The organism is Kitasatospora sp. NPDC001527, from assembly GCF_040298605.1.
GTDB lineage: Bacteria > Actinomycetota > Actinomycetes > Streptomycetales > Streptomycetaceae > Kitasatospora.
In genome coordinates this window covers 19,779-38,867 of sequence record NZ_JBEPAM010000010.1, presented here as the reverse complement: position 1 = coordinate 38,867, position 19,089 = coordinate 19,779, and the positions used below count along the sequence as shown (strand labels likewise).

The 19,089-nt window shown below is 74.6% G+C and carries 16 protein-coding genes and 1 pseudogene; 4 read left to right on the top strand and 13 right to left on the bottom strand.

The features are described 5' to 3' along the window. The first annotated feature begins 108 nt into the window (after positions 1–108). On the top strand, positions 109–1,452 hold the full coding sequence (locus ABT238_RS13140; RefSeq protein ID WP_350757256.1) for a multidrug effflux MFS transporter: 1,344 nt from the start codon (positions 109–111) through the stop codon (positions 1,450–1,452). Positions 1,453–1,633: 181 nt separating this feature from the next. Here ABT238_RS13140 and ABT238_RS38780 read toward each other — a convergent pair whose 3' ends face one another. The 11 genes and pseudogenes from ABT238_RS38780 to ABT238_RS13090 all read right to left on the bottom strand — a co-directional run bounded on the left by ABT238_RS38780 (position 1,634) and on the right by ABT238_RS13090 (position 13,817). After that, a complete protein-coding gene (locus tag ABT238_RS38780; protein ID WP_502884145.1) occupies positions 1,634–2,245 on the bottom strand; it encodes a carbohydrate binding domain-containing protein in 612 nt (203 codons plus the stop codon). An 18-nt stretch (positions 2,246–2,263) separates the two neighbouring features. Further along, a pseudogene (locus ABT238_RS13135) lies at positions 2,264–3,748 on the bottom strand (glycosyl hydrolase family 18 protein); the annotation flags it as partial. Between the two features lie 936 nt (positions 3,749–4,684). Next, positions 4,685–5,347 (bottom strand): hypothetical protein, encoded by a 663-nt coding sequence (locus tag ABT238_RS13130; RefSeq protein ID WP_350560928.1) that lies wholly within the window; start codon positions 5,345–5,347, stop codon positions 4,685–4,687. Positions 5,348–5,436: 89 nt separating this feature from the next. Further along, positions 5,437–6,423: an ABC transporter substrate-binding protein gene (locus ABT238_RS13125; RefSeq protein ID WP_350560926.1), complete on the bottom strand. Its 987-nt coding sequence runs from the start codon at positions 6,421–6,423 to the stop codon at positions 5,437–5,439. Positions 6,424–6,512: 89 nt separating this feature from the next. Further along, complete coding sequence (locus tag ABT238_RS13120) at positions 6,513–7,205, bottom strand: ABC transporter permease (RefSeq protein WP_350560924.1); 693 nt, start codon at positions 7,203–7,205, stop codon at positions 6,513–6,515. Further along, complete coding sequence (locus ABT238_RS13115; RefSeq protein ID WP_350757252.1) at positions 7,202–7,870, bottom strand: ABC transporter permease; 669 nt, start codon at positions 7,868–7,870, stop codon at positions 7,202–7,204. Before ABT238_RS13115 ends, ABT238_RS13120 begins: the two co-directional genes overlap by 4 nt. Beyond that, positions 7,860–9,077: an ABC transporter ATP-binding protein gene (locus ABT238_RS13110; RefSeq protein WP_350757248.1), complete on the bottom strand. Its 1,218-nt coding sequence runs from the start codon at positions 9,075–9,077 to the stop codon at positions 7,860–7,862. Before ABT238_RS13110 ends, ABT238_RS13115 begins: the two co-directional genes overlap by 11 nt. A gap of 182 nt (positions 9,078–9,259) precedes the next feature. Then, positions 9,260–9,646: a rhodanese-like domain-containing protein gene (locus tag ABT238_RS13105; RefSeq protein ID WP_350757246.1), complete on the bottom strand. Its 387-nt coding sequence runs from the start codon at positions 9,644–9,646 to the stop codon at positions 9,260–9,262. Then, positions 9,640–10,182 carry a cysteine dioxygenase gene (locus ABT238_RS13100; protein WP_350757241.1) on the bottom strand — a complete coding sequence of 181 codons (543 nt, stop codon included), beginning with the start codon at positions 10,180–10,182 and terminating at the stop codon, positions 9,640–9,642. The genes ABT238_RS13105 and ABT238_RS13100 overlap by 7 nt, the downstream gene beginning before the upstream one ends. A 204-nt stretch (positions 10,183–10,386) precedes the next feature. After that, a complete protein-coding gene (locus ABT238_RS13095; RefSeq protein WP_350561156.1) occupies positions 10,387–10,467 on the bottom strand; it encodes a putative leader peptide in 81 nt (26 codons plus the stop codon). A 47-nt stretch (positions 10,468–10,514) separates the two neighbouring features. Then, a complete protein-coding gene (locus ABT238_RS13090) occupies positions 10,515–13,817 on the bottom strand; it encodes a hypothetical protein (protein ID WP_350757237.1) in 3,303 nt (1,100 codons plus the stop codon). A gap of 449 nt (positions 13,818–14,266) precedes the next feature. On the opposite strand from ABT238_RS13090, the gene ABT238_RS13085 reads away from it, so the two are divergent. The 3 genes from ABT238_RS13085 (at position 14,267) to ABT238_RS13075 (ending at position 17,726) form a co-directional block, all read left to right on the top strand. Beyond that, positions 14,267–15,109, top strand: coding sequence for a nitrilase-related carbon-nitrogen hydrolase (locus ABT238_RS13085; RefSeq protein ID WP_350757232.1), 843 nt, complete (start codon positions 14,267–14,269; stop codon positions 15,107–15,109). A 29-nt stretch (positions 15,110–15,138) separates the two neighbouring features. Then, the gene (hydA, locus tag ABT238_RS13080) at positions 15,139–16,596 is read left to right on the top strand and encodes a dihydropyrimidinase (RefSeq protein ID WP_350757535.1); all 1,458 of its coding nucleotides are present in this window, start codon (positions 15,139–15,141) and stop codon (positions 16,594–16,596) included. Positions 16,597–16,697: 101 nt separating this feature from the next. Then, positions 16,698–17,726: a TIGR03842 family LLM class F420-dependent oxidoreductase gene (locus ABT238_RS13075; protein WP_350560910.1), complete on the top strand. Its 1,029-nt coding sequence runs from the start codon at positions 16,698–16,700 to the stop codon at positions 17,724–17,726. 52 nt (positions 17,727–17,778) lie between these two features. On the opposite strand, the gene ABT238_RS13070 is transcribed toward ABT238_RS13075, so the two are convergent. Both ABT238_RS13070 and cas2e read right to left on the bottom strand, forming a co-directional pair. Beyond that, positions 17,779–18,354 carry a carbonic anhydrase gene (locus tag ABT238_RS13070; protein WP_350560908.1) on the bottom strand — a complete coding sequence of 192 codons (576 nt, stop codon included), beginning with the start codon at positions 18,352–18,354 and terminating at the stop codon, positions 17,779–17,781. Positions 18,355–18,651: 297 nt separating this feature from the next. Continuing rightward, a complete protein-coding gene (gene cas2e / locus ABT238_RS13065) occupies positions 18,652–19,020 on the bottom strand; it encodes a type I-E CRISPR-associated endoribonuclease Cas2e (RefSeq protein ID WP_350757229.1) in 369 nt (122 codons plus the stop codon). Positions 19,021–19,089 lie beyond the last annotated feature (69 nt).

Genomic DNA, 19,089 nt, shown 5'->3' with positions numbered 1-19,089 from the left:
CGCTCCGCCCGGGATGGGCCGGGCGGCCGCCCCCGACTGTCGGCGGCCCGGGGGGCTGGGGTAGGACGGAGCGAGCACGATCGCCGTGCCCGTTCCGAGAGGAGCCCCATGCCTGGTTCGACCGCCGGCTCAGCCGGTGACACGTCGACCGCCTCCACCACCCCCGCCGACCCCACCACCGGCACCACCGGCACGACCGGCACGACCGGCGCCACCGCCACCACCAAGGGCCGGGTGACCGGCGGCGTGGGCGGCCGCGCCACCATCGCCGTCCTCGGCGGCATGGTCGCCCTGGGCCCGCTCACCACCGACCTCTACCTGCCGGGCCTGCCCGCGATCGCCGACGACCTCGCCGCCGAACCGGCCGCCGTCCAGCTCACCCTCACCTTCTCGATGTTCGGCGTCGCCGCCGGCCAGCTCATCTTCGGACCGCTCAGCGACCGCTTCGGACGCCGCCCGCCGCTGCTCGTCGGGCTCGTCGTCTACACCTTCGCCAGCCTCGCCTGCGTCGTCGCGCCCAACCTGGCCGTGCTGGTCGCCGCCCGCTTCGTCCAGGGCGCCGCGGGCGCCGCCGGACTGGTCATCGGCCGCGCCGTCGCCCGCGACCGCTTCGAGGGCGTCGCGATGATCCGCTTCCTCGCCTCGATCACCCTGATATCCGGCCTCGCCCCGATCCTCGCCCCGCTGTTCGGCGCGCAACTGCTGCGCTTCACCTCCTGGCGCGGCACCTTCGGCGCGCTGGCCGCGCTCGGACTGCTGCTCACCATGGTCGCCTTCGGCGCACTGCGCGAGACCCTCCCGGCCTCCGCCCGGCGCGGCGGCGGCCTGGCCTCCACCCTGCGCACGATGGGCGGACTGCTGCGCGACGTGCCGTTCCTCGGCCTGATGCTCACCAGCACCTTCTCCTTCGGCGCGCTGTTCGGCTACATCAGCGGCTCCTCGGTGGTGCTGCAGCACGTCTACCACGTGTCGCCGCAGACCTACAGCCTGCTGTTCGGCCTCAACTCGGTGGCCATCGTGGCCGCCACCCAGGTGAACGGGCGGCTGCTCGCGCCCCGCTTCCCCGCCGCCACGCTGATGCGCACGGGCCTGGCGATGATGATCGCCGCCGGCGCGTTCCTGGTCCTGGCCACCGCCGTCTGGGACCTCGGGCTGATCGCCGTCTGCTCCTCGCTGTTCGTCATGATGGCGGGCCTCGGCGTCGTCCTGCCCAACTCGGCCGCCCGGGCGCTGAGCCTGGTCGCCCCCCAGGCCGCCGGCTCGGCCTCCGCCCTCCTCGGCACCGCCAACTTCCTCTGCGGCGCCGTCGTCGCCCCGCTCAGCAGCCTGGGCGGAAGCCCCTCGGCGGTCCTGCTCGCCGTCGTCGTCCTCAGCTGCGCCCTGCTCGCCGCGGTCTCCTACCTGCTGCTCCTGCGCCCCGGCCGGCACGCCCCGGAACCGGCCGTCGCATAGCCGGGCGGCGCGCGGCCGGGCGGCGTGGACCGGCGCCGGCCGCCGGAACGGCCCCCGCCGGGGTGCCGCGACACGAGGGTCGCGGCACCCCGGCGGGGGAGTGGAGCGGGGGCTGACAGCTGACAGTTGACGTTATCTGTCATCTGTCAGCTGAAATCTGTCAGTTGTCAGGTGCCGGCCGTCAGGCGATCGAGAAGTCGTCGCCGAAGACGCTGCCCTGGCCGTACCAGCCGTGCAGGTACACCGTCGCCGTGCCGGAAGCGCCGGTGGTGAACGGGACGGAGAGCTTGGTCCAGCCGGATCCGCTGGTCCAGGCGGAGCCGGTGGCGCCGCCGCTCACGCCGACGTAGGCGTAGCTGCCCTGGACCCAGCCGGTCAGCGTGTACGCCTTGTTGGGCGCCAGCGTCACGGTCTGGCTGCACTCGCCGGTCTGCGACCCGGTGGCCGCGGCCTGCAGCGCGTACGAGCCGGAGTGGACCGGGGTGCTCACCACGGAGCCGCCGGCCTGGCAGGTCCACGGGCCGAGGCTGCCGGTCTCCAGGCCGCCGTTGGCCAGGCCGCCGGGCGGGGTGACCCCGGTGACGGTCAGCGTGTAGGTGGCGGTGTGGCTGCCGGAGGGGGCGGTGCCGGTGACGGTGAGCGGGTAGGTGCCCGGAGTGGTGCCGGCCGTGGTGGCGACGGTGAGCGTCGCGGGCGAACCGGCGGTGACGCTGCCCGGGTTGACCGTGGCGGTGACCCCGGCCGGGGCGCCGGTGACGGTGAGGGCGACGCTCTGCGCGGAGCCGGCGACCACGCCGGTGTTGATCGTGGTGCTGGCCGAGGCGCCGGCCGTGACCGAACCGGCGGCGGGGCTCACCGCGACGGAGAAGTCGTTGCCCGGCTGGGTGCTCGTCACCTTCAGCGTGTAGGTGGCGGTGTGGCTGCCGGAGGCGGCGGTGCCGGTGATGGTGAGCGGGTAGGTGCCGGGCGCGGTGCCGGCGGCGGTGGCGACGGTGAGCGTGGCGGGCGAACCGGCCAGGACCGTACCGGGGTTGACCGTCGCGGTGACGCCGGCGGGCGCGCCGCTGACGCTGAGGCTGATGCTCTGCGCGGTGCCGGAGGGCGCGCCGGGCGGGGTGATGTCGGCGGTGGTGATGGTGGCGGTGGTGGACGAACCGGCCGTCACGGTGCCCGTGTTGGGGTTCAGGCCGATCGCGAAGTCGGTGTTCGGCAGGCCGGTGCTGGTGAACGGCGCGAAGATCCTGGTGAAGTCCCAGGTGTTCTGCTCGATCCCGGAGCAGTCGTTGCGCCCGCCGACGCCGGGGCACTTGCCGGTGTCGCGCTGCAGCGCCCAGAACGACAGCGTGCTGATGCCCCTGGCCAGGGCCCAGTCGTAGACCGTCCGCGCGTTGGCCAGCGTGAAGGTCTCGGCCGGGCCGAAGTCGTCGATGCCGGGCATCTCGATGATGCCGATGGACGCCCAGAGCTGCGCGGGGGTCTTGGTCGGGTAGAGCTTGGCCAGCTGGTTGTACAGACCGGTCGCCGCGGTCTGGGTGTCGACGGCCATGTCGTGCGTGGCGTTGTCGTAGTAGTCGAAGGTCATCAGCTTGACGACGTCGATCCGCGCGTTGTTGCTGACGGCGTTCCTCAGCAGCGCGATGCCGTTGGCGGCGGGGCCGCTGGTCGTCGTGGGCAGCGTGTAGGAGAACTGGATCTGCCGGCCGTTGGCGGCGGCCCAGTCCTGGGTCAGCTTGATCGCCTTGTTGCGGCGGTCGACGCCCGCGGCGTTGTCCAGCGAGTCGGCCTCGATGTCGAGGTCGATCCGGCTGATGTCGTAGGTGGTGATGAGCTTCTGGTAGGCGGCGGCGATCTGGTTGACGTCCGTGCAGCTGTCGGCCAGTTCGGTGCCGGTGGTGTCGGCGGTGTAGCCGCCGAACGACGGGATCACGTCGCCGCCGTTGGCCCTGATGGTGGCGAAGTCGGCGCCGAAGGAGGACTGCGCGATCGGCAGCGAGGTGTCGCCGTTCCAGTACGGGGTGCAGGAACCCTTGGTGGCCGTCTGCAGGAACGCCATCGTCAGGTACTTGGCGCCGGACTGGGCGGACAGCGCGGCGGGGCTCTCGCCGGTCCAGGCTTCGAAGTAGGGGGCGAAGACCCGGCTGGGCAGCGGCTTCGCGGCGGCCGTGGCGCTCGCCTCGGCGACGGCCGGGCCCGCCGGCGCGGCGCCGGCCGTCGCGGCGCCGGCGACCAGGCCGGCCGAGGCGACCAGCGTGGCACAGGCCGTCAGCGCGGCCCGGACTTTTCGGTGTAGACGCATGGATTCTCCAACAGACTTGGTGGGGCAGGACGTTGGTGAAGCGCGCGGAACCGCGCTGCGGACCTTGCGGGGGCGTGCGAAGGTGCGGGACGTGCGGGCCTCGTAGGGGAGAGGGCCGTACGGCGGGACGGTGGCGCGGGGGTGTGCGGAACCCCGCAGGCACGCGGCGCGGACGGACGGCGGTGCGCCGGCGCGCGTACGCCGTGACGGGGCCTGGGGGTGGAGCGGTGCAGGGCAGGGCAGTGCCTCGGCCGCCGGTGGTCACACCCCCACAGTGCATCCCGGTCGGATCGACATGCCTATGGTTGGACTAGACCACTCGTCTGTCAAGAGTCCTTACAGTTCGTCGGCGAAGCATCGCTCTCCCGAGGTTGGCCGGAGGTGTGTCAACCTTGCGAAATTCGCTTGTGGCCCGGTCGACGGGTCGGACATGATCGGGGCATGCGAGACCTCGACTGGAAGCTCGACAGAGAGGGCGGCTGCCGCCCGCACGCGTGAGCCCCCGGCTCCCGGGTCCAGGCCCGCCGCCACCGGCGGCCGAAGGCCGGACCAAGTCCCTTCGCTCCCGCGCCTGTTCGTCCGTTCTTCCGTTCTCCACGCTTTCCGTGCTGACGTCCGCCCGTGCTCACGGGCCCTTGCCCGGCGCGCCTCGGCGCCCGCGTACCGCTGCGCCCGCGCGCCCTTCCATCTGCACACCCGCATACCCGCACATCTGTGCACCGCGTATCCGCGTGCCCGCATGTCTCCATGCCGGTACGCCGGTCGACCCCCGGAAAGGAGGGACCTGTGGACTTCGTCGTGTCCGATGACAAGGACACCGCCTGGAGCCTGGTCTGAGCCGGCGGTGTGAGCCGTGGCCGCGCGGTGGTCGTCGCGCGCGGCCACGGTGGCCCGGAGCTCAGGACACCGGGCCGTTCGGGGGCCCGCCGGCGCGGTTCAGGCCGGCGGACAGAGGGTGGTGCGCAACGCGTCCAGGATCTTCTCCGCCTTCTCCGCCCCGAAACCCTGGGGGTGGGCCGGATCGGTGAACCGCTGGTTGGCCAGTTCGATCAACTTGGCCCGGTCCTTGGGGAACTGGTACATCGACTGGCACTGACCGCGGGCCCGCTCGACGGCCCGGTCGGGCTGTCCGCCGACGATCGCCGGGTCGATCGCCTCCAGTGCGGCGATCAGCCGCGCGGTGGCGTCCGCGGCGGGCTCGGCCGGCAGTCCGGCGTCGGTGGGAGGTGCCGGCTTCGCTGCCACCGGGGGATCGGCGGGGGAGCCGGTGGCACCGGGGGCGGGCGGGTTCGCGGTCGTGGCCGCGGGCCCGGTCGCCGGCGCGCCGGGGGAGGCGCCGGCCGTGCTGCCGGGGCCGGGCGTGCCGGACGCCTCGGTGGCGCCCGGCGCGGGGCCGGTGGCGGTCGCGGTGGGCGCCACCGGCGTCGGGGCGTCCGGCGCCGGGGTGGCGCCGGCCGCGGCCGCGGTGTCGGCCGCGGGGGACGACGCCGAGGTGGTGCCCGCGGCGGTGGTGCCGGAGTCCGAGCCGGAGCTGGAGCACGCGGCGAGGCTCACCGCGGCGCAGGCCGTGAGGGTGGCGGCGAGGAGACGAGTGCGCATGGCGCCACCCTGTCATGTTCGCGCCGCTCAAGGGAAGATCTGCCGGGCCGGGGATCGGCTCCCCGGCCCGGCAGCGGCGTTCCCGGCGGTCAGGACAGACCGTTGCTCTTCAGCCACTCCTTGGCCACCGCCGACGGGTCCTCCTTGTCGACCGCGACCTTCTTCATCAGCGCCAGCAGCCCCGCCGTGTCCAGCTTGGCCGAGACCGCGTTGAGCGCGCCGGTCGCCGTCGCGTCCACCTTGTCCTTGTTGACCAGCGGCGTGACGTTCTGGGAGGCGAACAGGTTCTTGGGGTCGGTGAGCGGGACGAGCTTCAGCTGGGAGATCTTCGGGTCGGTGGAGAAGACGTTGCCGACCTGGATCGAGCCGTCCTTGATCGCGTTGGCCGTGGTCTCGCCGGTCGACTTCCACTCCTTGAACGTCAGGCCGTAGACGTCCTTGAGCGGCTGCTCCTGGCGTGACTTGAACTCCGGCGGGCCGCCGATGGTGAACTCGCCCGCCTTGGCGGCCAGGTCGGCGATCGACTTCAGCCCGTACTTGTCGGCGCTCTCCTGGCTGACGCTCAGGGTGTCCTTGTCCTCGGCGGGGGAGGAGTCCAGGATCGCGAGCGGGGCGGGCAGCGTCTTGGTCAGCGCGGCGTTGACCGCGCTCGTGCCCGGGTCCGCGGACGAGTTGCCCAGGTAGGCGAGCAGCGAGCCGTTGTACTCGGGCAGCACGGACAGCTTGCCGCTCAGCAGCTGCTCGTAGAGCACCTCGCGGCTGCCGATGTTGAACTTCTCCTCGACCTTCACGCCCTTGGCCTTGAGCGCCTGCGCGTAGATCGAGCCGAGCAGCACGTTCTCGGGGAAGTTGGCCGAGCCGACGACGACCGTCCCGGCGGCCGGCGCACCGGCCCCGGCGCTCCCGGAGGCGCTCCCGGAGGGCGCCGGGGCCGCCGAGCCCTTGCCGCCCAGCGGGTCGCCGCCCGAGGAGCTGCAGGCCGTCGCGGTCAGGGCGAGCGCGGCCAGGGCCGTCAGGACGGCGGCCCGGCGGCCGGTCGTCGCCGCTCTCAGCGGCGCGGGTGCGGATGTCGACATGGTGATAGGTATCCTTTCGAGGCGGACGTCACGGTCGATCGAAGGAAGAGGGAACGGGGCGGCCGCGGCGCGCCGGCGACGCGGAACGGTCACGACGGCTCCCCGGCCGCGGCCAGCTGCTGCGCGCGCAGCCCGGGCGGCAGGGCGTACCGGGCGAGCAGGGCGAAGAACAGCTGCGCCCCGACGGCGAGCAGCACCACCAGCAGCGCGCCGCCGACCGTCATCGCGTAGTCCCGGGTGGCCAGCCCGTCGACGACGTACCGGCCGAGCCCGCCGAGCCCGACGTACGCGGCCACCGTCGCCGTCGCGATGACCTGCACGGTCGCGGTCCGGAAGCCGGCCAGCAGGGTGGGCAGCGCGGACGGCACGCAGACCTGCCACAGCACCTGCGGGTGCGTCAGCCCGACGCCGCGCGCCGCGTCCCGCACGTCCGGATCGGTGCCGCGCACCCCCTCGACGGCGGCGACCAGCAGCGGCGGCGCGGCCAGCGCGACCAGCGGCACCAGGACGGCGGTGTCGCCGACCCCGGCGAGCAGCACCGCCAGCGTCACCAGACCGAGCGTCGGCAGCGCGCGGGCGGCGCCGGCCAGCGCGGTCACCGCGGTGACACCCCGTCCGGTGTAGCCGATCAGCAGCCCGAGCGGGACGGCCAGCAGCGCGGCGAACAGCAGCGCCTCGGCGGAGAACAGCAGGTGCTCGGCGATCCGGTTGACGATCGAGTTCGGGCCGCTGCGGCGGTCCGGGTCGGAGAAGAAGTCCCCCAGCCAGGTGAGCCAGTTCACCGGCCCGCTCCCTTCTCCCGCACGGCCCAGGGCGCCAGCAGGCGGCGGGCGCCGACCAGCAGCAGGTCCACGGTCAGCGCGAGCGCCGTGATCAGGACGATCCCGGCCACGATCGGCGTCGGGAAGGTGCGCTGGAAGCCGTCGACGAACAGGTAGCCGAGCCCGCCGCGCCCGACCAGCGCGCCCACCGAGGCCAGCGAGATGCTGGAGACGGCCGCCACCCGCAGACCGGCCACCAGGTAGGGGACGGCGGCGGGCAGTTCGACGGCGGCCAGCCGGTGCCACGGCCCGTACCCCATCGCGGTCGCGGCCTGCCGCACCGGGTCGGGCACGGCGCGCAGCCCGTCCACCGTGGTCGGCAGCAGCACGGCGAGCGCGTAGAAGGTGAGCGGGATCATCACGGTGGCCTGGGTGGCCAGCCCCGTGTAGGGGATGAGCACCACGAAGACGGCCAGCGAGGGCAGGGCGTAGACGATGTTGAAGACGGCGGCGAGCGGCTGGTAGAGCCGCGGGTGGCGGGCGCAAGCCAGGCCGAGCGGGATCGCCAGCATCAGGCCGATCAGGACCGGGAGCAGCGCGATGACGGCGTGGTCGGCGAGCAGGTCGCCGAGGTAGCCGAGGTGGTCGCCGATCCAGTACCAGCGGACGATCGGTTCACCGTCCACCGCCGACTCCGTCCGTCTCGATCGTCTCCGCCCGCGTGACCTGCTGCGCGCCCGTGACCTGCTGGGCCACCGCGTTCTGCTGCGCCCCCGTGACCTGCTGGGCCTCGGGGGCGCCCGCGGGCCCGGCCGGGGCCGGGTGGGCGGCGAGCGCCGCCAGGACGGCCTCGCGGTCGGCGGTGCCGGTCACCCGGCCCTCGGCGTCCAGGGCGACGGCGATGCCCGCGGGGGAGAGCACGGCGGCGTCCAGCGCGGCGCGCAGCGTGTCGCTCGCGGGCCGGAACCCGGGAGCCGGCTGCAGGGCGCCGCCCGCCGCGTCCCGGTCGATCCACCCGATCGGGCGGCGCTCGTCGTCCAGCGCGAGCTCCCACCGGCCGAAGCGCGCCCGGCCGGCCGCCGCCCCGCTGCCCGGACCGCTGCCCGGACCGCCCGGTATCGGCCGGACGGCGACGGCCTCGGCGGTCCGCAGCCCGAGCCCGCGCAGGCCCCGGTCACGGCCGAGGAACGCGGCGACGTCCGCGTCGGCGGGCGCCGTGAGCAGCGTGTGCGGGTCCGCGAGCTGGGCGATCCGCCCCCGCTCGCGCAGCACCACGACCTGGTCGCCGAGCCGGACCGCCTCCTCGATGTCATGGGTCACGAACAGCACCGTCTTGTGCAGCTCGGACTGCAGGCGCAGCAGCTCCTCCTGGAGCCCGGCCCGCACCACCGGGTCGACCGCGCTGAACGGCTCGTCCATCAGCAGCACCGGCGGATCGGCGGCCAGCGCCCGCGCCACGCCGACGCGCTGCTGCTGGCCGCCGGACAGCTGGAACGGGTACCGCCTGGCGGTCTCCGGGGCGAGCCCGACCAGGTCGAGCAACTCGGCCGCGCGGGCACGGGCCTTCTTCCGGTCCCAGCCGAGCAGGTACGGCACGGTCGCGACGTTGTCGATCACCCGGCGGTGCGGGAACAGCCCGGCCTGCTGGATCACGTACCCGATGCCGCGCCGCAGCTTGGCCGGATCCAGCGCGGCCACGTCGGTGCCGTCCAGCAGGACCCGCCCCGAGGTCGGCTCGACCATGCGGTTGACCATCCGCAGCAGGGTGGTCTTCCCGCAGCCGGACGGGCCGACCAGCACGGTCGTGCGACCGGTGGGGACGTCGAGGTCGAGGCCCTCGACGGCGACCGTGCCGTCGGGGTGGCGCTTGCCCGCGCCGTCGAATCTGATCACGGGGGGTTTCCTCGTCTCGGCGGCCCCCGGCGGCGGCGCCGATGGTGTCGTCGTCTGGCGGTCGGTCGGTCTCGGACGGTGTACCCGTCGGTCGCGTGGTTGCCCGCCCTGGCGGCGGTGGAAACTCTGATCAGCCTATGACCTGACGACCCATGTGTCCCTGATTTACCGGCCGTGGCCGCTCAAGCTCCCTGACGGGTCGGCAGCCCGGCCGCCGCCCAGCCGACGAACCCGCCGTCCAGGTCGGTCGCACGGCGCAGGCCCAACTCGCGCAGCGACGCCGCCGCCAGGCTCGACGCGTACCCCTCCGAGCAGACCAGGATCACCTCCAGGTCGTGCCCGGTGGCCTCCGGGATCCGGTGACTGCCCGTCGGGTCCAGCCGCCACTCCAGGACGTTGCGCTCGATGATCAGCGCTCCGGGGATCTCCCCCTCGGCCGCGCGCTGCGCCGCCGGGCGGATGTCCACCAGCAGCGCGCCCTCGCGCTGGGCGCGGTGCGCCTCCTCGGCGCCGGGCCGGTGGACGCCCGCGCGGGAGCGGGCGAGCAGGTCGTCGATCGTGGTCACCACTGGTCGGGTCCTTCCTCGGAGGTGCGGACCAGGCCGCCGGCCCGCAGGTCGTAGTGCGCCATCGAGTTCAGTGGCGGCGAGTAGGCGTGCAGCGTCACGGCCGGGCCGGACGCGGTGTTGCGGACGTCGTGCACGTAGTCGGGGCCGAACGCGCGGGCGGTGCCGGACTGGATCCGCCGGATCAGCAGGCCCTGCTCGGGGCCGCCCAGCGACAGCTCCTCCAACTCGCCCAGCGCGACGGTGAACGCGCCGCGCGAGCCGCCGTGGTCGTGGAAGCCGGTGGACTGGCCCGGCAGCCAGCTGATCAGCCACACCTCGTGGTCCTCGTCGGCGGCGAGCCGGCGGTACCAGCGCTCCTCGGTGGAGAGCCGCACGTGGTGGATCCACTGGTCGGGCCGTTCGGCCAGCTCGCGGACGATCGTCCGCAGGGCGTTCGGGGTGAGCGGCGCGCGGGCTTCCCCGGCGGGGACGGCGGCGGGGGCGGCGGCGGGGACGGGCGCGGGGACGGGCGTGTCGGGGGCGAGGTCCAGGTTCATGTGGGTGTCCTCGGGGAGGCGGGAGGGGGCGGAAGCGCGGTGGCGCACGCGCCGGACCGCAGCGGACGGCAGCGGGCCGCGCCGGTCGGACGCCGGTGGACGGCACGCTCACGCAGGGCGAAGGCGCGTCAGGAAGACGGGTGTGGCTGTGCGGCGCGAACCCTGGGGGACGTCACAGGGCGGGGCCGGCGGGGAAGGGGAAGATCAACAACAGGCACAGATGGAACTCGCCTGGCGCCGGAGGTCGACGTGAAGGCGGCAGACCAGAGTGGTGCCGGTGTCCATGGGCCGGATCCTTCCCGACGGACGCGGTGGGAGTCAAGCGAGCACCCTCACACCTGCCCGTTGAGTCCCTGGTCGGGCGTGGTGGTGCCCTGTTCGGCTCCGGCTCCGGCTCCGCTCCCGGACCCGGGCGCCCGGCCGGGGCCGGGGACGGTCGCGGCCCGGCCCGGCGCCCGGCCGTTGGACTTGCGGGCGGCCGGCGTCGTGGCCCCCGGTGCCGCCGAGCCGCCCGCCGTCGCCCCGGCCCCAGCCCCCGTCCCCGTCCCCGTCCCCGTCCCCGTCCCTGCCTCCGCCCCCGCCACCGCCAGTGCCGCCGCGACCGCCGGTGCGGCCTGCTCGCCCAGGTACCGGCCGAGCGTCTGGTAGGCGTCGAACTGCCGGTGGTCGAACCACTGGTCGCCGGCGCCGTCGTTCGGGAAGGCCGGATCGGACGCCGCGTACGCGTGCAGCTCGTACGGCATGCCGGGCGTGAGCACCGCCTGGGCGACGATCAGCGTGCCGTGCCGGGCCGCGCCGGGCACACCGTCCGCATCAGGCGCACCGGGCGGGCCGTCGGGCTCCCCGAGCTCCAGCGGCCACGGGTAGACGATGTCGCCGACCACCACCACCCGGGCGGAGAGCCGGTCGGCCAGCCGGGCCGCCAGCCCGCGCAGGGTCGGCTGGCCGCTCCCGCCGGGCGCCCCGCCGCCGGCACTGCCCGGGATCAGCAGCTCCGGCTCGCGCAGCGTGATCGCGATGCCCAACTCCTCGCGCGCCAGGGTGATCGCCGCCGCGAGCGCCCCCGCGAAGGCGGAGTCGCCGCTCGCGTCGATGCACACCGCCGTCCGCACGCCGTGCCGCAGCAGCTCGACCAGGCCGAGGTTCTCGTAGTGCCCGCCGTCGGTGGTGAGCAGGAACCGCGCGTCCATCGGGTACCGGCCGCAGGCCTCGCGCAGCTGGTAGGAGAGCCGCCGGACGGCGGGCTGCGGCGCGTACCGCCAGTCCCGGTCGGCGGACCAGAGCGGGGCGAGCGCCGCCGGGTTGGGCAGCCAGGTGCCCAACCGCGCGTTGGTCACCGCGAACAGCCCCTGGTAGGCGCGGGAACGGCGGCCCATCGCCGAGGAGAACGCCGCGCCGGAGACGGCCATCGCGGACTGCACGGTGAGGTCGCGGGCGATGTGCCGCCGGGTGCGCCGCTCCAGCAGGTCGGTGCGCGCGTAGCCGACGTCCGGCCCGCCCACGTAGTCGTGGGAGAAGGTGAACGACACCGCCCGCCGCCCCGGCGGCGTCCGCGCGCTGCCGGAGAGGTTCGCCGCCGCCGCGAAGATCACCTGGGGGAAGTCCGGCTGCCGGGCGCCGTAGTGGCTCAGCCGGGTCTGCTCGCGGAAGAAGTGGTACGGCCGGGCCAGCACCTCCCCGGTCCGGCCCGGATCACCGTCCCGGCCGCGATCCCCGCCCTGATCCCCGTCCTCACCTCCGCCCTCACCCCCGCTCCCGCTCCCGCCTCCGGAGCCGCCCTCGACCACCCGTCGGACGGCGAAGGCCGAGGCGAGCCGGCGCCGGTAGAAGGGGTGCAGGCCCATCCAGGTCTGGTCGAGGTTGAGCCCCACCGTGAGCAGCACCAGCGGCAGCAGCACCTGGAGCGGGACCGGCCAGGAGTGCCCGGTGGCCACCGCCCAGCCGAAGGTGAGCAGCGTGCCCGAGGTGAGCGCGGTCAGCGCCGACCAGAGCACCAGGTACTCGGTGATCCGCCCGGTGAGACCGCCGGGCCGCCGCAGCCCGGCGCCGCGCAGCACGCCGCCGAGCACCGCCGCGCCCTGCTCGATGGCGTGCCGGCCGTGCCAGAGGATGCCCAGCAGCAGCGCCAGGTAGCTGAGCAGGACGGTGAGGCTGATCCCGGCCCCGGTCTGCCGGGCGCCGACCGCGAGCGCGCGCTGCAGCGCGACGGCGGCCCAGGCGAGGCCCGGGACGGCCAGCACGCCCACGGCGGTCAGCGCGGCCAGCGCGAGCGCGCCGTGCGAGAAGCGGCGCAGCACGCGGGGCAGCAGGGTGTTCCAGCCGAGCCAGGAGAAGGTGAGCAGCCACAGCAGCCACCCGGTGGCGGCGGTCGCCAGCAGCCCGGCGAGCGCGAACAGGGCGGGGGAGCGCGCCGACGGCGGGCCGTCCAGGTCGGCGAGCGGCACGAGGTGGTAGAAGCGGCTCAGCCCCAGGCCCAGCACCAGGACGGCGGCGAGCAGCAGGGAGAGCGCCGCGACGAGGCCGCGCAGCAGGGTCCCGAGCGCCACCAGCCACTCGCCCGCGCCGTCCGCCAGGTACTTGGAGTGGCGCCGCAGGTGGTCCTCCTCGGGCGAGCCCGGTTCGAGGACGGTGTCGGCGTCCAGCCCGGAGCGGGCCCGCACCGGTCCGCCGGGCGCGGCGTCGCAGAGCGCCAGCTGCATCGCGCCGACGGTGTACCCGCCGCCGGAGACGGCGACCAGGTAGCGTGCCTGCTTGAGCCACGGGCGCAGCGCCTGCAGCGCACCGAGGGTGACGCAGGCCGCGCGGATGCCGCCGCCGGAGACGCAGAAGCCGAGCCGGGCGTTCTCGCGGCCGGGCGGCACCCGGGCGGCGTTGCGCCAGCGGGCGTGCCGGGTGAGCGGCCCGTGCGTCCGGGGGCCGGGCGGCCACCGTCCGCCGCGCGCGGTCGCCACCGGCCAGGGCGGGATCAGCGCGGGCCCCGTCCCGCTCCCGCCGCCTGCGGACGCCTCGCCCCCGGGCGCCTCGTCCTCGGATCCGCCGCGCTCCTCCTCCGGCGGGCAGGGCAGCAGGGCGCGCACCGCCCGGTGCACGGTGGCGGCGCAGACGACGACGGCCACCGCGCCCGCGGGCGGCAGCAGCAGCCACTTGACCGTGGCGAACGCCGCCGCCGCGGCGAACGGCGCGTCCCCGCCGGTGGGCCCGGGGCCGGTGCAGCCCAGCCCGGCGGCCAGCAGCACGTCCTCGGCCAGGTCGCAGCCGCCGGCCAGCACCCCGGCCAGGCCCGCGACGACCGCGGTCAGCCGCCAGTGCGCCCGGGTGAACACGTACGCCCCGAGCATCCCGGCCGCCGCCAGCGTCACCGCGAGGCCGCCGAGCAGCCAGAGGTCGGCGTCCAGCGAGGCGCGGAAGGCCGGGGCGCGCCCGGCGAGCACGGCCTCGGCGGCGGCCCGCGAGCCGGCCAACTGGAGCCGGACGTCCAGCGTGCCCTGGCCGGCGGGCGTCCGGCGGACGAACAGCAGCCACCCGAGCACCGCCGGCACCGGCACCCCGAGCCCGAGCAGCACCCCGCCCCAGGCGGGCACTGCGGGCGCCCGCGCCGTTCGCGGCGCTCCCCGCGCGGCGTCGGCCGTCACCATCCGTCCACCACCCCCCTCTCCGGTCACTCCGGGGCCCCGGCCGTTCCGGGGCCGACCGCCCCGCGTCCGACCGCTCCGGGCCACCACCACCCGACGACACCACCTGACGACGGGCTCCTCCGGCGGCGGACCGGAGGAGCGTCACCGGCTTCCTGCCCCGAACCACGCCGGACCGCTCCTGGATTCACTCGAATGAGTAAGCAGCGCGCCCCCGGGGTAGATGACCGTTTCATCCCATCTACCGGATCCCGCGTGTCCGCCCACCAAGATCGCCCCGGCCGCGTCGCGTCCGACGTATTGTCAGGCGACCGAAGTCGGGCCTACGGTCGACGGACCCACCCTCTACGCACGTAGACCGCACGCAGACATCCACCGCAGGCAACACCGCCCGCCAACCCTCGGACCGCGGGCCCGCCCCCGGGACGGGCCGCGGAGTTGCGGAGGTACCCATGTCGCAGATCGTCCGTGCCGCCCTCGTCCAGACCCGCTGGACCGGCGACCAGGAGAGCATGATCGCCCTCCACGAGCGGTACGCCCGCGAGGCCGCCGCCCGGGGCGCGAAGATCCTCGGCTTCCAGGAGGTCTTCAACGCCCCGTACTTCTGTCAGGTCCAGGAACCCGAGCACTACCGCTGGGCCGAGCCCGTCCCCGACGGCCCCACCGTGCGCCGGATGCGCGACCTCGCCCGCGAGCTCGGCCTCGTCCTCGTCGTCCCCGTCTACGAGGAGGAGCAGCCCGGCGTCTACTACAACACCGCCGCCGTGATCGACGCCGACGGCGGCTACCTCGGCAAGTACCGCAAGCACCACATCCCGCAGGTCAAGGGATTCTGGGAGAAGTACTACTTCAAGCCCGGCAACCTCGGCTGGCCGGTCTTCGACACCGCCGTCGGCAAGGTCGGCGTCTACATCTGCTACGACCGGCACTTCCCCGAGGGCTGGCGGGCGCTGGGCCTCGGCGGCGCGCAGATCGTCTACAACCCCTCCGCGACCAGCCGCAGCCTCTCCGCCTACCTCTGGCAGCTCGAACAGCCGGCCGCCGCCGTCGCCAACGCCTACTACGTGGCCGCCATCAACCGCGTCGGCACCGAGGAGTACGGCGACAACGACTTCTACGGCACGTCCTACTTCGTCGACCCGCGCGGACAGTTCGTCGGCGACGTCGCCTCCGACAAGGCGGAGGAACTCGTCGTCCGCGACCTCGACCTCGACCTCATCGAGGAGGTCCGCCGGCAGTGGGCGTTCTACCGCGACCGCCGCCCCGAGGCCTACGGCCCGCTGACCGAGGCGTGACGGAGGCGACCCACGTGACCAGCACCCCTGTGACCAGCAGCCCCGCGGCCAACACCTCCGCGACCGGCGCCACGCCCCGCCGCACCGCCGTCCGCGGCGGACTCGTCATCACCGCCACCGAGGAACTGCGCGCCGACGTCCTCATCGAGGGCGAGCGGATCGCCGCCCTCGCCGCCACCGGCAGCGAGGCCGCCCTCGCCTGGACCGCGGACACCGTCATCGACGCGGCCGGCCACTACGTCATCCCGGGCGGCGTCGACGTCCACACCCACATGGAACTCCCGTTCGGCGGCACCCACGCCTCCGACACCTTCGAGACCGGCACCCGCGCCGCCGCCTGGGGCGGCACCACCACCATCGTCGACTTCGCCGTCCAGCCCGTCGGCGGCAGCCTGCGCGAGGGCCTGGACGCCTGGCACGCCAAGGCCGAGGGCAACTGCGCGATCGACTACGCCTTCCACACCATCGTCTCCGACGTCACCGACGCCGTCCTCAAGGAGATGGACACCCTCGTCGACTCCGGCGAGTCCACCTCCTTCAAGCTCTTCATGGCCTACCCCGGCGTCTTCTACAGCGACGACGGACGCATCCTGCGCGCCATGCAGCGCGCCGCCGTCAACGGCGCAATGATCATGATGCACGCCGAGAACGGCATCGCCATCGACGTCCTCGTCGAACAGGCCCTCGCCGCCGGCCGCACCGCGCCCCGCTACCACGGCGAGGTCCGCCGCGAACTGCTGGAGGCCGAGGCCACCCACCGCGCGATCAAACTCGCCCAGGTCGCCGGCAGCCCGCTCTACGTCGTCCACGTCTCCGCCGCCTCCGCGCTCGCCGAACTCGCCCGCGCCCGCGACGACGGTCACCCCGTCTTCGGCGAGACCTGCCCGCAGTACCTCTTCCTCTCCACCGACAACCTCGCCGAGGAGGGCAGCGACGGCTTCGAGGGCGCCAAGTACGTGTGCAGCACCCCGCTGCGCCCCCGCGAGCACCAGGCCGCCCTCTGGCGCGGCCTGCGCACCAACGACCTCCAGGTGGTCTCCACCGACCACTGCCCGTTCTGCTACACCGGCCAGAAGGAACTGGGCCGCGGCGACTTCTCCAGGATCCCCAACGGCCTGCCCGGCGTGGAGAACCGGATGGACCTGCTCCACCAGGCCGTCGTCGACGGACACCTCAGCCGCCGCCGCTGGATCGAAATCGCCTGCACCACCCCGGCCCGGATGTTCGGCCTGCACCCCCGCAAGGGCACCCTCGCCCCCGGCGCCGACGCCGACCTGGTCGTCTACGACCCCACCGCCGTGCAGACCGTCTCCGCCGCCACCCACCACATGAACGTCGACTACTCGGCCTACGAGGGGCGCACCCTCACCGGCCGCGCCCGCACCGTCCTGTCCCGGGGGACCGTCGTCCTCGACCGCGGCACCTGGCTCGGCCGGGCCGGCCACGGCACCTTCCTGCGCCGCGACACCTGCCAGTACCTGGGCTGAGCCCGCCCCCTCGGCCCCGCCGCGCCCGTCTCCTCCTCAGCCCCCGCAGCCTCCTCCTCCCCTCCTCCCCTCCTCGCCTTCCTTCGCCTTCCGGAGCCTCCATGGACATCGGCCTCGTCCTGCAGACCGACCCGCCCGCCCGCCTGCTCATCGACCGCATGATCCGCGCCGAGCGGGCCGGGTTCACCCACGGCTGGACCTTCGACTCCTGCGTCCTGTGGCAGGAGCCCTTCGTCATCTACAGCCGCATCCTGGCCGAGACCAGCACCCTCACCGTCGGTCCCATGGTCACCAACCCCTCCACCCGCACCTGGGAGGTCACCGCCTCCCTGTTCGCCACCCTCAACGACATGTACGGCAACCGCACCGTCTGCGGCATCGGCCGCGGCGACTCCGCCATGCGCGTCGCCGGCCGCAAGCCCGCTACCCTGGAGCGGCTCTCGCACGCCATGCACGCCGTCAAGGAGCTGGCCGAGGGCCGCACCACCGAGGTCGACGGCACCGAGATGCGCCTGCCCTGGGTCGGCGAGGGCGCCGAACTGCCCGTCTGGATGGGCGCCTACGGCCCGAAGGCCCTCGCCCTGACCGGCCGCCAGGCCGACGGCTTCATCCTCCAGCTCGCCGACCCCTACCTCACCGAGTACATGGTCAAGGCCGTCCGCCGTGCCGCCGCCGAAGCCGGCCGCGACCCCGACGCGGTCACCGTCTGCGTCGCCGCGCCCGCCTACGTCACCGCCGACGACTCCCCGGACGCCCTCGCCCACGCCCGCGAACAGTGCCGCTGGTTCGGCGGCATGGTCGGCAACCACGTGGCCGACCTCGTCCGCCACTACGGCGAGCACTCCGACCTCGTCCCCGAGGCCCTCACCGCCTACATCAAGGACCGCCAGGGCTACGACTACAGTCACCACGGCCGCGCCGGGAACCCCGACACCGCCTTCGTCCCCGACGAGATCGTCGACCGTTTCTGCCTCATCGGCCCCGTGGACACCCACCTCGCCCGCCTCGAACACCTCCGCACCCTCGGCGTCGACCAGTTCGCCATCTACGCGATGCACGACGCCGTCGAACCCACCATCGACGCCTACGGCACCGCCATCGTCCCCCACCTGCGCACCGGCGCCGTCTAGGGACCGCGGCGCGGAGGGGCACGGGGCGGCCGCGCGACGGTGGCGGCCGGTGTCAGTCGAAGAAGGTGACCCGGCCGGAGTCCAGGCGGTAGTACGCGCCGACCACCCGCAGCCTCCCGTCCGCGATCAGCGGGCGCAGCAGGCGGTCCTGGTGCAGCGCGGCCACGGTCTGCCTGGTCTGGGCGCGGATGGTGGCCTCGGTCAGCTCGTCCGGCGCCGTCCCCAGACGCACGGCCTCCTCGTAGGGGCGGCGCAGGTCGTGCGCGATGTCGGCCAGGTGACCGGGCAGTTCACGGCCTTCGCGGAAGCACTCGACGGCGGCGGTCACCGCCCCGCAGCGCTGGTGTCCCAGGACCACCAGCAGCGGGGTGGCGAGCTCCGCGGGCCCGTACTCCAGGCTCCCGGCCACCAGCGGGTCGTGGGTGTGGCCGGCGGTGCGGACCACCATCAGGTCGCCCAGGCCCTGGTCGAAGACCAGCTCCGGCGGCACGCGGGAGTCGATGCAGGAGAACACCACCGCGAACGGCTCCTGGCCGGCGGCCAGTTCGACGCGGCGGGCGGCACCCGTGTCCGGGTGGGCGGCCCGGTCGCCGCACCACCTCTCGTTGCCCGCCCGAAGCCTGGCCAACGCCGGCTCGGGTGTGCCCGGCGCTCCCGGCGCTCCCGGCGCTCCCGGCGCTCGCGGTGGCGGCGCCGCGGCGGACGCCGTGTCCCGGGCCGGTACCGCGAGCGCCGCCGCGGTGAACACCCCTGCGCGGACCACCGCACGCCGATCCACCGGCCGCCCCACTTTCTCCGCTTCACGGCTTATGTGACGGGGCATCACAATACTCCCGATGCGCGCCACCGCCGACCGCCGCCGACCGCTGGTTGGGGGAGCCCGGTGGTGCCAGGGGTGTCAGGCGGTGCCGGGGGGCCGGTGGGCCTAACGGCCCCCGAACCGGCGCCGCCTGGCGGCCTTGCTCCACCCGCTCGCGGCCCCGTCCGTCGGCGGCCCGCCGCGGGGCGCCGGTGCCGGGCGGTCCACCGGGCGGTGGATCAGCGTCAGTCCGTCGTGGTCCACCGGGTGCCACCGGTGCTCGTGCGTCGCGAACGCGAAGCCCTGCTCCGTGTCCGTGCTGTAGGTGAGGACGGCCCGCCCGCGGCCCCGGTACGTCCGCACCTCCTCCCACAGCACCTCACGGATCCGCGCCGACGGATCGCCGACGAAGACGCCCGGCGAGATCTCGGTGAGCCACCTGGTCAGCAGCCCGCGCAGCCCGGCCGGGCAGTCCGCGAGCACCAGGGTGATCACCAGACCACCTCGCCGCCGTAGTTGCGCCCGCCCGCGACCGTGCCGTCCCGGTCGGTGAGCAGCCGGACG